This is a genomic window from Paralysiella testudinis (genome assembly GCF_016894345.1).
Lineage (GTDB): Bacteria > Pseudomonadota > Gammaproteobacteria > Burkholderiales > Neisseriaceae > Paralysiella > Paralysiella testudinis.
The window spans coordinates 1,261,348-1,273,662 of the sequence record NZ_CP069798.1 but is presented as its reverse complement, the minus strand read 5'-3'; the positions used below and the strand labels follow the sequence as shown (position 1 = coordinate 1,273,662).

Below are 12,315 nucleotides of genomic sequence, written 5' to 3'. Positions count from 1 at the left end.
AATGGATAGTTGGGCTATTATCGCAGAATCAACACGCCAACAGGAACTGCCCCGCATGAAACTCTACACCTACGACCACTGCCCCTTCTGCACCCGCGCCCGCATGATTTTCGGACTCAAAAACCAGCCGCTGAGCAACCAATTCCTGCTCAACGACGACGAAGCCACCCCCATCGGCCTGATTGGCAAAAAAATACTGCCAATTCTGATTAAGGCCGATGGCAGCGCCATGGGTGAAAGCCTGGATATCGTGCATTATGTTGACAGCATCGGCAGCGGCACCCCGCTGGCCGCTGGCGTGCGCCCCGAAATCAGCGCGTGGCTGGCGCGCATCGGCGAATACCAATACCGCCTAGTGTGGCCGCGTTGCATCCAAATCGGTCTGCCCGAATTTGCCACCCAAGCGGCAATTGATTATTTTGTAGCCAAGAAAAGCGCCGTGATTGGCGATTTTGACCACAATTTCACCCAAACCCACACCCTGTTGCCGCAATTAAATGCCGATCTAGCCGCCTTGGCTGCGCTTACCGCCAGCGCTGGCGGTGCCAACGGTGTCATCGGAGAAGAAGATATTTTGCTGTTTCCGCTGTTGCGCAATCTGAGCATGGTAAAAGGCGCCGATTGGCCGAGTGCCGTGCTCAACTATATGCAGCGCATCAGCCAACGTAGCGGCGTGGCCTTATTTTTGGATCGGGCGATTTAAAGGCTTTAGGCTGCCTGAAACGGTGTTTTGCAGAATATCAAACGGAACCCAACACATGAATACAGCCAATACCTATCCCGATGCCATTAACCCGGCAATGGTGGGCGAATACGATGCCCATTGCTTTAGCGGTAGCGGCTATTTTTATGACCAAGTGCTGGAATACCGCGTTTGGTGCCACCCGGAGCGCGGCGCCGAAGACATTTACCAAGGCGATGATTATTTTTATGCTTTTGCCACCTTTGCCGAAGCCTTGGCCTATTCGCAGCAAACCGCCGGTGCCGAAACCCCGCTGGTATTGATACGCCAATACGAATACATCAACGAGCCGTCGCCCGGCGTGTTTGAGCATTGCCACGGCGATCGCATCACCGAATGGCAGCCGCAATGGCTGGCTGGCAGCAAACGCGAGCCGGATTCAATCGCCCGTTTTTTGCAACAGCCGCCAATATAAACCGCCGCATCAATCTTTGCCGCAGCATTGATTTGATGTTTCAGCCTGAGACCTTTGCAAAAGCCCCCGAAATCCTCTACATTTCTCCTTTTAAAGAAACGTAATGGCACAGCCTTTCCTATCCCGAACTTGAACACAGCATCCTCACCCGTTTGGACTTCCACCTCTTCTGCCGTTTCGATGACCTCAACGTACCCGATTACAGCACCCTTAACCGTTACCGTAACTGGCTGGTCAAAGACAGCACCCTGGCCCAACTGCTCGACATCATCAATCGCCAGCTCACCGACAAAGGTTTAAAGATAGAGAAAGCCCAAGCAGCCGTTATCGACGCCACCATCATCCACACCGCCGGTGGCAAACAACGCCAAGCCATCGAAGTAGACGACAATGGCCACATCACCGCCCAAAGCACCCCTAGCAAAGACAGCGATGCGCGTTGGATCAAAAAAGACGGTAAATACCACCTCTGCTACAAACAACACACCCGCACCGACCCGGAAGGCTATATCGAACAACTGCACATCAGCCCAGCCAACAAACATGAATACCTCAACGTATTATACCAATAAAAATAAATAAGCTATAATCACCCTATGCCTAAACTGACCCCAAAAAACCACCAGCTCACCGAGCATGATTTTCTCAAACTCGCCAAAACAGAATCCCACCCACGGGCACGGACACGGACACGGTTGTTTATATTGCACCAACTGCAACAAGGTCAAACACCCGAAGAAATCGCCCCACGGTTTGGACTCCATCCGCTAACCATACACATATTACGGCGCAAATATTGGGAATTCGGTATTGAACAGGCCATTTACGACAAACAGCGACCCGGCCGCAACAGCAAACTAAAGCCGCAAGACCATCAAGCCTTCAAACAACGCATCATCGAAGAACAAGAAAAACGCGAAGGCGGCAGGCTCACCGCCGAAGACATCCATACCATTGCCGCCCAAGAATTCAATGTCCACTACAAACACAGCAGCTGCCTATATCCTTTGTTGCACCGTATCGGCATGAGTTGGATCACCGCCCGCAGCCGCCATCCGCAGGCAGACCCACAAGCGCAAGACGCTTTTAAAAAACTTTACCGACCGGGTAAAAGCGGTATTACCTGAACACATCAAACCCGAACACGTCGACATTTGGTTTCAAGACGAAAGCCGCATCGGACAACAAGGCAGCCTCACCCGTGTATGGCACGAAAAGGGAAAAAGACCACGCATTATCCGCCAACAGCAGTTTGAATACGCCTATATCTTTGGTGCAGTGTGCTTGAGAACCGGAACAACAGCGGCTTTGGTGATGCCTAGTGTGAACAAAGAGGCGATGCTGCTGCATTTACGGCAAATATCGAAAGAAACCCCGAAGGCCGGCATGCTGTGGTGGTGATGGACGGTGCGGGTTGGCATAAGGATGTCAGCGAACTGAAAAACATATCGATATTGAAACTGCCGCCGTATTCACCGGAATTAAACCCTATAGAACGGATATGGCGGCAGCTGAAGCAAACCTCTTTATCCAACCGTTGCTATAAGGGCTATGGGCAGATTGTAGAGGCCGGCTGTGCTGCGTGGAATGCGTTGGTTGCAGAAAAAGACAAGCTCTGTTCGCTGGTGGCTTGTGAATGGGCTTTATTATAGATTATTTATTTTAAATGGTATCAGACCGGCTCAGGGAGCAAATAGAGCAAAGCGGTGCGAAAGCCAATATTCCCTATAAAAGAAATAGGGAAGAGAAAAATAGAGACATGGACTGGTATTTATATAAAATCAGGCATTTGGTAGAGAATGCCTTTTGCCGTTTGAAACATTTTCGAGCGATTGCCAGCCGTTATAATAAGCTCAAACGCAACTTCCACAGTACGGTTTTATTGGGGTGCATTGTGATGTGGTTACCTTTATGACAAGTAATTGTGAACAGACCCTAGTAAAGAAACTAAATAATCCTATGGCGTTGGCTCGCCTAGGTGCTGCGCGAACGACTTTGCGCGAACGACTTTGTAAGGTGTAGGCGCGCCAACAAGTTGTCGTACGTGTATATTGCTGTCGGATTCTCTTATGTGCTACGGTGCTGAAGCGCCGAGTAAACCAGCTCCGCCTTGTTATACCAATTCTAAAAAATACAATACAATAGAACCCAAGCCCAAACTCCCCAAACACCACCATGCCCAAACTAACACCCCGCAAACACCAGCTGACTGATCATGATTTTTTGAAACTGTCCAAAACAGAGTCAAATCCGAGAGCGCGGATCAAATTGCTGATGCTGCACCAACTGAGCTTGAGTCACAGCTTAGACAGCATTGCACAAACCTTCGGCTATAGCAAAGGGGCGGCGGCAGGCTGACTGCTGTTGATATGGCCCGTATTGCCAAGGAAGACTTTAATACCGACTATACACCGAAAGGCATTTACGGCTTATTGTCCCGCATCGGCATCAGCTGGGTATCTGCCCGCAGCCGACATCCCAAAGCGGATCAGCAGGCAATGGATGATTTTAAAAAACTTCGTAAACCATGTTCGGACAGTGCTGCCTGAACACATTGAGCTGTCTGACGTAGACATCTGGTTTCAAGATGAAACCCGTATCGGCCAGCAAGGATCCATCACCCGGGTTTGGCACTATTGCGGCCAAAGGCCGAGGGTCGTACGCCAACAGCAATTTGAGTCTGCCTACTTATTTGGGGCATTCTGCCCCTCAAGCGGCAACAGTGTGGGTTTGGTATTGCCGTATGTAAATAAGCAAGCCATGCAGCTACATATGCAGCATATCAGCAAGGAAGTACCGGAGGGTCGTCATGCAGTGGTGGTTATGGATGGCGCTTTATGGCATCAAGCCGATTTAAACCTACATAACGTGACGATGCTGAAATTGCCGCCGTATTCACCGGAGTTGAATCCGTCTGAACAGATATGGCAGTATTTAAAGCAGCATGATTTATCGAACCGATGCTTTGATGGTTATGATGCGATTGTAGATGCTGCTTGTGCGGCTTGGAATCGGTTACGTGTACAGCTTGAATTGATTCGGTCGATTACCTCTAGGGCTTGGTCTATTGTATGTTAATTCAGAGAATTGGTATTATCTGAATTTTATAGAATTGTTATCAGAATTAAGCGGTAATTGATATAAAAAGGCTGCCTGAAAGCATAATAAAAGCTTTCAGGCAGCCTTTTAAACGGCCACAGCGGTTTAAATCAATTTAATAGCGCCACCAGGCGGATTTTTTCGCCTGCCAAGGTTTTTGCAGATAGGGGCTGTTGGGGAAGTTTTGCGCCAGCACGCGCTGGGTGTCTTCGCTCAATTGCGGCTTATCTAGGTGCTGATAAGCCACCACAGTCATCGCCAGGGCTTCTTCAACAAAAGGCGTGTTCTGGTAGTGTTGAACCACGCTTTGCGCCCGGTTGATTGCGGCCAAATAAGCGCCGCGGTTCATGTAGTAGCGCGCCACCGCCATTTCATTGCCGCCCAAGGCATCCACCAGTTTTTGCATGTGTTCGGCGGCATCGGCAGCGTATTTGCTGTCCGGGTAGCGTTGCACCAGCTCGGCAAAAGCGGCGTAGGATTCGCGGTTGGCTTTGGGGTCGCGGTCGGACCAATCTTGCGCGGCCAGTTTGTTCACAAACGATTTGTCTTCGTTGAGCAGCACCAAGGCTTTCAGGTACAGCGCATAATCCATATTCGGATGTTGCGGATGCATACGCTCAAAGCGCTCAATCGCTGCCAGCGCTTTTTCCGGCTCGTCGTCTTTATAGTAAGCATAGGCGGTATCCAATTGCGCTTGCTGGGCAAAGCGGCCATAAGGATAGCGCGACTGCAAAATTTCGTATAATTTGATGGCGCGGTTATAATTGTTGCTGTTTAACTCATCGTGCGCTTCGGCGTACAGGCGCTCTACCGACCAGCTTTGGGTAATTTGCGCATCTTTGTCTACCGTGCCGGTGCTGGAGCAGGCGCTTAACGCCACGGCCAAACCGGCCATTAAAAGAAATTTTTTCATGAACCACACTTCTTCCTTGGATAACGAAGCCGATTATAGCGATGATTTCGACTTTACGGCAGAGCCTAGCGCACAAAGTTGCGAAAATTTAACCGTGCCCAATGAATTGGCCGGTTTGCGACTGGACGCGGCACTGGCCAAATTGTTGCCCGACTATTCGCGCAGCCGCCTCACCGGCTGGATTAAAGACGGCGCCGTGCTGCTTAACGGCAAGCGCGCACAGCCCAAAGACAAATTGGTGGGCGGCGAGGTGCTGGAAGTTACCATTGTGCCCACCGAAGAAAACCAAGCCTTTGCCGCCGAGCCGATGGATTTGGATATTGTTTACGAAGACGACAGCGTGTTGGTGGTGAACAAACCGGCGGGCATGGTGGTGCATCCGGCGGCGGGCAATTGGCACGGCACCTTGCTTAACGGCTTGCTACACCATTGCCCGGCCTTGGCGCAAGTGCCGCGGGCGGGGATTGTGCACCGGTTGGATAAAGACACCAGCGGCCTGATGGTGGTGGCCAAAACCCTGCCGGCACAAACCCAATTGGTGCAACAGCTGCAAGCGCGCACGGTGAAGCGAGTGTATCGCGCCGTGGCGGACGGCATTGTGCCGTTTGATGGCAAAATCGAAACCCAAATCGGCCGCGACCCGCACAACCGCCTGAAAATGGCAGTGCTGCCGTTTGGCGGCAAAGAAGCGATTACCCATTTGCAGGTGCTGGAGCGCTACCACAACCACAGCTATGTGGAGTGCAAGTTGGAAACCGGCCGCACCCACCAAATCCGCGTGCACATGCGCGCCGCGCGCCATCCGCTGGCGGGCGATCCAGTTTATGGCAACCCGCGCCACAGCGCTTCCGATGAAGTTAAAGCGGCAGTAAAAAGCATGGGTAGGCAAGCCTTGCATGCCTACCGCCTCAGCTTTGTGCATCCGACCAGCGGCGAAACCGTGTCGTTTGAAGCGCCGATGCCAGCCGATATCTACCATTTGCTGTCGGTATTGCGGCTGGAAGCAGGCTTGGACTCTTCCTTAAACCATGCCGACACCGGCCAAACGCCAGCGGGCGGGCAAGACGATGACGACTGGGATGACGACGATTACGATGTGGAAGTGGTGTATGTGCGTGATTAAGTGGTTTCAGGCAGCCTGAAAGGATGATTATGCGTGATTTAAGCCTGAATACGGCTTTGGGGCTGCCTGTCAATGGTGGTGGTGTTTTTTTACAGGCCGATTGGCCCGCATCGCCACGGGTGCGCACCTTAATCAGCACCCGCCAAGGCGGTATCAGCCAAGGGGTGTTTGCCAGCTTGAATGTGGGCGCGCATGTGGGCGACGATGCCGCTGCGGTGGCGCACAATCGGGCGCTGGTAGAGCAGCAGGCGGGCAGGGCGCTGGCCTATCTTAACCAAACCCACAGCACCACCGTGGTGGCCGCTGATGCCGCACTGGCGGCCTTGGAGAAAGGCGAGCCCTTAAATGCGGACGCGAGTGTAGGCTGCGATGGCAGCGCCGCCTGCGCGGTGATGACCGCCGATTGCCTGCCGGTGCTGTTTTGCGACCGTGCCGGCAGCACGGTGGCGGCGGCGCACGCGGGCTGGCGCGGATTGGCGGGCGGTGTGCTGCAAAATACGGTGGCGGCAATGCCGGTGGCACCGCTGGAAATCATGGCTTATTTGGGGCCGGCCATTGGTGCGGATGCTTTTGAAGTGGGGCAGGATGTGTGGGATGCCTTTTGCCTGCCGATGCCGCGTGCCGAAGCGGCGTTTACCGATATCGGTGCGGGCAAATATCTGGCCGATATTTATGCTTTGGCGCGGCTGGCGCTGCAAGATGTGGGGATAAACCAGATCTACGGCGGCCAGCACTGCACGGTGTTGGAGCGCGATGCGTTTTTTTCCTACCGCCGCGACGGCCAAACCGGGCGCATGGTGAGTGCGGTGTGGCTGGAGTGATTGGGCTGGCCGGATTTTGGTTTCAGGCAGCCTGTGGCCATCAAAGGAATGCGTCACTGCCGTGATTTTGTAGAATTCGCAGAATAGGTATTACTTTAAAAAGGAGTTGTTGATGCAGTCACCACAGCCGCGTGTCGGCTTTGTTTTTTTTATGGCCACCGGTTTGATGTTGTTTGCCTTGTTTTTTGGTGCCGGTAATCTGATTTTCCCGGCTTTGATGGGGCAGCAGGCAGGCGATATGAGTGTGCCTGCGGTGTTGGGCTTTGTGTTCACCGGTGCCGGGTTGCCGTTGCTGGGGGTGGTGGCGATGGCGTATTCGGGTGAGCGTGATGTGCAGGCGTTGGCGGGGCGGGTGTCGCCGCTGTTTGGTTTGGGCTTTGCCTTGCTGTTGTATTTATCAATCGGCCCGTTGTTTGGTATGCCGCGCACCGCCACGGTGGCGTTTGAAGTGGGTTTGCTGCCTTTACTGCCCAAGGGGCAGCATCAGCCGGCGCTGGCGGTGTTTAGCCTGCTGTTTTTCGGCTTGGCTTTTTGGCTGGCGATGTCGCCGTCTAAGCTGATTGACCGCATCGGTAAAATACTTACCCCCGTATTGTTGTTGTGTATTGTGTTGTTGGTGGCAGCGGCATGGTGGCAGCCGATGGGCAGCTGGCAGCCTGCACAAGGTGATTTTGCCCAGAGCCCGTTGGCTGCCGGTTTTTTGGCGGGCTATCAAACCATGGATGCGTTGGCATCTTTGGTGTTTGCGATGATGGTGATTGAGGCATTGCGCAGCGCAGGAGTGCGCCAAAGTGTATCGGTGGCGCGGCTTACTATGGGCGCGGGGTTGCTGGGCGGTGTGTTTTTGGCCTTGGTGTATGTGAGTGTGGCGTTTATGGGTGCCAGCAGCGTGGCTATGCTGGGTGTGCTCGACAATGGTGCTCAGGTGCTATCGCGGATTGCGCAATATTATTGGGGCACTGGCGGCAATGTTTTGTTGGCGCTGATTATTTTTCTGGCGTGTTTAAGCACGGCGGTGGGCTTGATTGCCGCTTGTGCCGATTATTTTCAGCGCCTTTATCCGCGCTGGTCGTACCGCAGCTATGCGCTGGCACTGGCATTGATTTCATGCGTGCTGGCCAATAAAGGGCTCAGCGGCATTATTGCTCTTTCGGTGCCCATGTTGATGCTGCTGTATCCGGTGACGGTGGTGTTGATTGTGCTCACTTTCTTACACCGCTGGTTGGGCGGGCGCCAAAGCATGTATGTGTGCGCCATGCTGCCGGCCTTGGCAGTGGGCATATTGGACGCTTGGCACACCGCTTTTGGTTTTAGCCCGGCAAGCCAACAGCTGCTCACGCAATGGTTGCCGTGGTATGGCATCGGCTTAGGCTGGCTGTTGCCCGCCTTGTTGGGCTTAATTGTGGGGCAGATTTATCGCTTGTGGGTAAAGCCCGCGCAGGCACCGGCTTAATGCAAGGCTGCCTGAAAAGGACAACGCCGTTTCAGGCAGCCTTTAACCGGGTAAATGAGGTGGTTTTTATTTCAGGCAGCTTATACAATGCCCGTTTTTGCGTATGGTAACGGCAACCAGCATGAACACAACACCTCATATTCATATTATCGGCATTGGCGGCACTTTTATGGGCGGCGTGGCGGCGATTGCCCAAGAGGCCGGTTTTCGCGTGAGCGGTTGCGATGCCAAGATGTATCCGCCCATGAGTACCCAGCTTGAAGCGCTGGGCATTGAAGTGGTGGAAGGTTTTGAGGCGGCGCAGTTGGATGGCTGTGCCGCCGATGTGTATGTGATTGGCAATGTGGCGCGGCGCGGTTTGCCGGTGGTGGAGGCCATTCTCAACCGAGGGTTGAACTATATTTCCGGGCCGCAATGGCTGGCCGAAAACGTGCTGCACCACCATTGGGTACTGGCCGTGGCCGGTACCCACGGCAAAACCACCACCGCCAGCATGTTGGCCTGGGTGTTGGAAGACGCGGGGCTGGCGCCCGGTTTTCTGATTGGCGGCGTGCCGCAAAACTTTGCCGTGTCGGCACGATTGCCGCAGGCGCCAGCGCAAGATAAGGCGTCGCGCTCGCCGTTTTTTGTGATTGAGGCCGACGAATACGACACCGCCTTTTTCGATAAACGCAGCAAATTCGTGCACTACCGCCCGCGCACCTGTGTGTTGAATAATCTGGAATTCGACCACGCCGATATTTTTGCCAATCTGGCTGCGATTCAAACCCAATTCCACCATTTGTTGCGCACCGTGCCCGGTGACGGCCTGATTGTCAACAACGGCCGCGAAGCCGCGCTAGCTGAAGTGTTGGCGCAAGGATGTTGGACGCCAGTGGCGCCTTTCGGCATTGCCGAAGGCTGGCAAGTAGGCGCGGTGGATGCGTCGGGTGGCTTTGAGGTATTGCTGCACGGCGAGCCGGTGGGGCAGGTGGCGTGGGATTTGTTGGGCGAGCATAACCGCCTCAACGCCTTAGCCGCCATTGCTGCCGCCCGCCATGTGGGCGTGAGCGTTCAGGCAGCCTGTGCGGCGCTGGGGCGGTTTAAAAACGTGAAACGGCGCATGGAAATCCGCGGCGAAGTGAACGGCATCACCGTGTACGATGATTTTGCCCACCATCCTACCGCCATCGCCACCACCGTGGCCGGTTTGCGCCAGAAAGTGGGTGCCGATACCCGTATTCTGGCGGTGCTGGAGCCGCGCTCCAACACCATGAAGCTGGGTGCGATGAAAGCGGCACTGCCCGAGAGTTTGGCCGGGGCGGATAAGGTGTTTTGCTATGCCGGCGGTGTGGATTGGGATGTTCAGGCAGCCTTAAGCCCTTTGGGCGCCAAATTGCATGTGGCGCAGCAGCTCGATGAATTGGTGGCCGCCATTGTGGCGCAAGCCCAGCCGGGCGACCAGATAGTGGTGATGAGCAATGGCGGCTTTGGCGGCATTCACCAGCAATTGTTAACCGCGTTAAAAGGCTAAACCATGCCGCATCTGCATTTAAACCACACCGCCAATTTGGCTGTGGATGCCGATGCCGCATTGGCGGCCTTGAATCGTGTTTTGTTGGAGAGCGGCCTGTTTCAGGCAGCCGACATCAAAAGCCGTGCCCAGGTATTCGAGCATTATTTGGTGGGCGCCGACGACCGCCACACCGCCTATGCCCACATTACCCTGTGGCTGCTCAGCGGGCGCAGCGAAGCAGTGCGCGCTCTGTTGGCACAACAACTGCTGGCAGCCTTGGAACACAGCGTTGGCCGCCCGGCAGCGGCGGTGCAGCTCACCGTGGATATTCAGGAAATGGCGCGCTCGGTGTATGCCAAGGCGGTGTTGCCGCCCGCGCCGTAATGGCTTGATAAAATCATTATCGTAGGTAATTAAAAACGGTTTTAGCCACGCAGAAACTTCGTTTTAGCTGCCTGAAAAAAGCCGCCAAATTTTGGCGGCTTTTTTCAATTCCACACAGTATTTTAAAAGTTAATCATACCAATTCTCTAAATTAACATACAATAAACCAAGCCCTAGAGGTAATCGACCGAATCAATTCAAGCTGTACACGCAACCGATTCCAAGCCACACAAGCAGCATCTACAATCGCATCATAACCATCAAAGCATCGGTTCGATAAATCATGCTGCTTTAAATACTGCCATATCTGTTCAGACGGATTCAATTCCGGTGCATACGGCGGCAGTTTCAGCATCGTCACGTTATGTAGGTTTAAATCGGCTTGATGCCATAAAGCGCCATCCATAACCACCACTGCATGACGACCCTCCGGTACTTCCTTGCTGATATGCTGCATATGTAGCTGCATGGCTTGCTTATCTACATACGGCAATACCAAACCCACACTGTTGCCGGTTGATGGGCAGAATGCCCCAAACAGGTAGGCAGACTCAAATTGCTGTTGGCGTATTACCCTCGGCCTTTGGCCGCAATAGTGCCAAACCCGGGTGATGGATCCTTGCTGGCCGATACGGGTTTCATCTTGAAACCAGATGTCTACGTCAGACAGCTCAATGTGTTCAGGCAGCACTGTCCGAACATGGTTTACGAAGTTTTTAAAATCATCCATTGCCTGCTGATCCGCTTTGGGATGCCGGCTGCGGGCAGATACCCAGCTGATGCCGATGCGGGACAATAAGCCGTAAATGCCTTTCGGTGTGTAGCTGGCATTAAAGTCTTCTTTGGCAATACGGGCAATATCAACAGCAGTCAGCCTGCCGCCGCCCCTTTGCTATAGCCGAAGGTTTGTGCAATGCTGTCTAAGCTGTGACTCAAGCTCAGTTGGTGCAGCATCAGCAATTTGATCCGCGCTCTCGGATTTGACTCTGTTTTGGACAGTTTCAAAAAATCATGATCATTCAGCTGGTGTTTGCGGGGCGTTAGTTTGGGCATGGTGGTGTTTGGGGAGCTTGGGCTTGGGTTTTATGGTGTTGTATTTTTTAGGATTGATATAACTTGGCTTTCAGGCAGCCTTAAGGCTGCCTGAAAGCGTACATTAAGCGATACAGCTTTATTTTTCCGCTGTCCAGCGGTGTTGTGATTCGCGAATCACCGCTTTGGCTTCGTCAATATCACCCCAATGGGTCACTTGAGTGCTGCCCGGTTTTTTCAGGGCTTTGTAGTTGTTGAAGTGAAATTCAATCTGCTTAATCAATTGCGGCGGCAAATCGGCCAAGGTTTGGATGGCATTGCCGGTGTGGCGGTCGTCGGCGGGCACCACCACCACTTTGTCGTCCACTTCACCGTCGTCCACAAATTTCATCACGCCAATCACGCGCGCTTGCAGATAAATGCCGGTGGCGAGCGGTTGGTCGGTAATGATCAGCGCATCCAATTCGTCGCCATCTTCGTCTAAGGTTTGCGGAATAAAACCGTAGTTGGTAGGTTTGGCAAAAATCAGCGGCTCTACGCGATCCAGTTTCATCGCGCCGATGCGGCGGTTCCATTCGATTTTGTGGTTGGAACCCACGGGAATTTCCACCACCACGTTAATCAAGCCGCCGTCTACGTCACCGGCATCGAGAATTTGATTGAAATCGGCCATGCTGTGTTGCTCCTTGCTTGTTTTTGTTGAAAATATGCTTGCCATACCAATTCTATAAAACAACCTAACTGCGTTGGCTCGCCTTGCCGTATACCTATACTGTCTGCGGCTGGCCGCTTGTTATCTTATTTTATATAATCGGTATTATATTGATGAGGCTGCCTG

At 53.3% G+C, this 12,315-nt stretch carries 15 protein-coding genes and 3 pseudogenes; 14 read left to right on the top strand and 4 right to left on the bottom strand.

Features of this window, described 5'->3' with window-relative positions; genetic code table 11:
* Positions 1 to 55 precede the first annotated feature (55 nt).
* From grxB to JQU52_RS06560, 9 genes and pseudogenes are all read left to right on the top strand, one after another.
* Positions 56 to 703 (top strand): glutaredoxin 2, encoded by a 648-nt coding sequence (gene grxB, locus JQU52_RS06600; protein ID WP_230340327.1) that lies wholly within the window; start codon positions 56 to 58, stop codon positions 701 to 703.
* Positions 704 to 758: 55 nt separating this feature from the next.
* Positions 759 to 1,157: a GCN5 family acetyltransferase gene (locus JQU52_RS06595; protein ID WP_230340326.1), complete on the top strand. Its 399-nt coding sequence runs from the start codon at positions 759 to 761 to the stop codon at positions 1,155 to 1,157.
* 104 nt (positions 1,158 to 1,261) lie between these two features.
* Positions 1,262 to 1,705: pseudogene (locus tag JQU52_RS06590) on the top strand (transposase); the annotation flags it as partial.
* A 48-nt stretch (positions 1,706 to 1,753) separates the two neighbouring features.
* Positions 1,754 to 2,284, top strand: a complete 531-nt coding sequence (locus JQU52_RS06585; RefSeq protein WP_230340325.1) for a winged helix-turn-helix domain-containing protein — start codon at positions 1,754 to 1,756, stop codon at positions 2,282 to 2,284.
* Positions 2,211 to 2,809: pseudogene (locus JQU52_RS14855) on the top strand (IS630 family transposase). Before JQU52_RS06585 ends, JQU52_RS14855 begins: the two are co-directional and overlap by 74 nt.
* A gap of 20 nt (positions 2,810 to 2,829) precedes the next feature.
* Positions 2,830 to 3,072: pseudogene (locus JQU52_RS06575) on the top strand (transposase); the annotation flags it as partial.
* 260 nt (positions 3,073 to 3,332) lie between these two features.
* Complete coding sequence (locus tag JQU52_RS06570) at positions 3,333 to 3,515, top strand: hypothetical protein (protein ID WP_230340324.1); 183 nt, start codon at positions 3,333 to 3,335, stop codon at positions 3,513 to 3,515.
* An 11-nt stretch (positions 3,516 to 3,526) separates the two neighbouring features.
* Positions 3,527 to 3,706, top strand: a complete 180-nt coding sequence (locus JQU52_RS06565) for a helix-turn-helix domain-containing protein (protein ID WP_230340323.1) — start codon at positions 3,527 to 3,529, stop codon at positions 3,704 to 3,706.
* Positions 3,660 to 4,235 carry an IS630 family transposase gene (locus JQU52_RS06560; protein WP_230338719.1) on the top strand — a complete coding sequence of 192 codons (576 nt, stop codon included), beginning with the start codon at positions 3,660 to 3,662 and terminating at the stop codon, positions 4,233 to 4,235. Before JQU52_RS06565 ends, JQU52_RS06560 begins: the two co-directional genes overlap by 47 nt.
* 136 nt (positions 4,236 to 4,371) lie before the next feature.
* On the opposite strand, the gene JQU52_RS06555 is transcribed toward JQU52_RS06560, so the two are convergent.
* Complete coding sequence (locus JQU52_RS06555) at positions 4,372 to 5,169, bottom strand: outer membrane protein assembly factor BamD (RefSeq protein ID WP_230340322.1); 798 nt, start codon at positions 5,167 to 5,169, stop codon at positions 4,372 to 4,374.
* Here JQU52_RS06555 and rluD point away from each other — a divergent pair.
* The 5 genes from rluD to JQU52_RS06530 all read left to right on the top strand — a co-directional run bounded on the left by rluD (position 5,168) and on the right by JQU52_RS06530 (position 10,445).
* Positions 5,168 to 6,292 carry a 23S rRNA pseudouridine(1911/1915/1917) synthase RluD gene (rluD, locus tag JQU52_RS06550; RefSeq protein WP_230340321.1) on the top strand — a complete coding sequence of 375 codons (1,125 nt, stop codon included), beginning with the start codon at positions 5,168 to 5,170 and terminating at the stop codon, positions 6,290 to 6,292. The genes JQU52_RS06555 and rluD overlap by 2 nt on opposite strands.
* 29 nt (positions 6,293 to 6,321) lie before the next feature.
* Positions 6,322 to 7,113, top strand: a complete 792-nt coding sequence (pgeF, locus tag JQU52_RS06545; RefSeq protein ID WP_230340320.1) for a peptidoglycan editing factor PgeF — start codon at positions 6,322 to 6,324, stop codon at positions 7,111 to 7,113.
* 112 nt (positions 7,114 to 7,225) lie between these two features.
* Positions 7,226 to 8,566, top strand: coding sequence for a branched-chain amino acid transport system II carrier protein (gene brnQ / locus JQU52_RS06540; protein WP_230340319.1), 1,341 nt, complete (start codon positions 7,226 to 7,228; stop codon positions 8,564 to 8,566).
* Between the two features lie 121 nt (positions 8,567 to 8,687).
* On the top strand, positions 8,688 to 10,079 hold the full coding sequence (gene mpl, locus JQU52_RS06535; RefSeq protein WP_230340318.1) for a UDP-N-acetylmuramate:L-alanyl-gamma-D-glutamyl-meso-diaminopimelate ligase: 1,392 nt from the start codon (positions 8,688 to 8,690) through the stop codon (positions 10,077 to 10,079).
* Positions 10,080 to 10,082: 3 nt separating this feature from the next.
* Entirely contained in the window at positions 10,083 to 10,445 is a 363-nt protein-coding gene (locus tag JQU52_RS06530) for a 5-carboxymethyl-2-hydroxymuconate Delta-isomerase (RefSeq protein ID WP_230340317.1), read from the top strand.
* Between the two features lie 151 nt (positions 10,446 to 10,596).
* On the opposite strand, the gene JQU52_RS06525 is transcribed toward JQU52_RS06530, so the two are convergent.
* From JQU52_RS06525 to JQU52_RS06515, 3 genes are all read right to left on the bottom strand, one after another.
* Positions 10,597 to 11,295, bottom strand: a complete 699-nt coding sequence (locus tag JQU52_RS06525; RefSeq protein WP_230340536.1) for an IS630 family transposase — start codon at positions 11,293 to 11,295, stop codon at positions 10,597 to 10,599.
* A gap of 20 nt (positions 11,296 to 11,315) precedes the next feature.
* Positions 11,316 to 11,498 carry a hypothetical protein gene (locus JQU52_RS06520; RefSeq protein ID WP_230340316.1) on the bottom strand — a complete coding sequence of 61 codons (183 nt, stop codon included), beginning with the start codon at positions 11,496 to 11,498 and terminating at the stop codon, positions 11,316 to 11,318.
* A gap of 118 nt (positions 11,499 to 11,616) precedes the next feature.
* Entirely contained in the window at positions 11,617 to 12,150 is a 534-nt protein-coding gene (locus tag JQU52_RS06515) for an inorganic diphosphatase (RefSeq protein ID WP_230340315.1), read from the bottom strand.
* Positions 12,151 to 12,315: the final 165 nt, after the last annotated feature.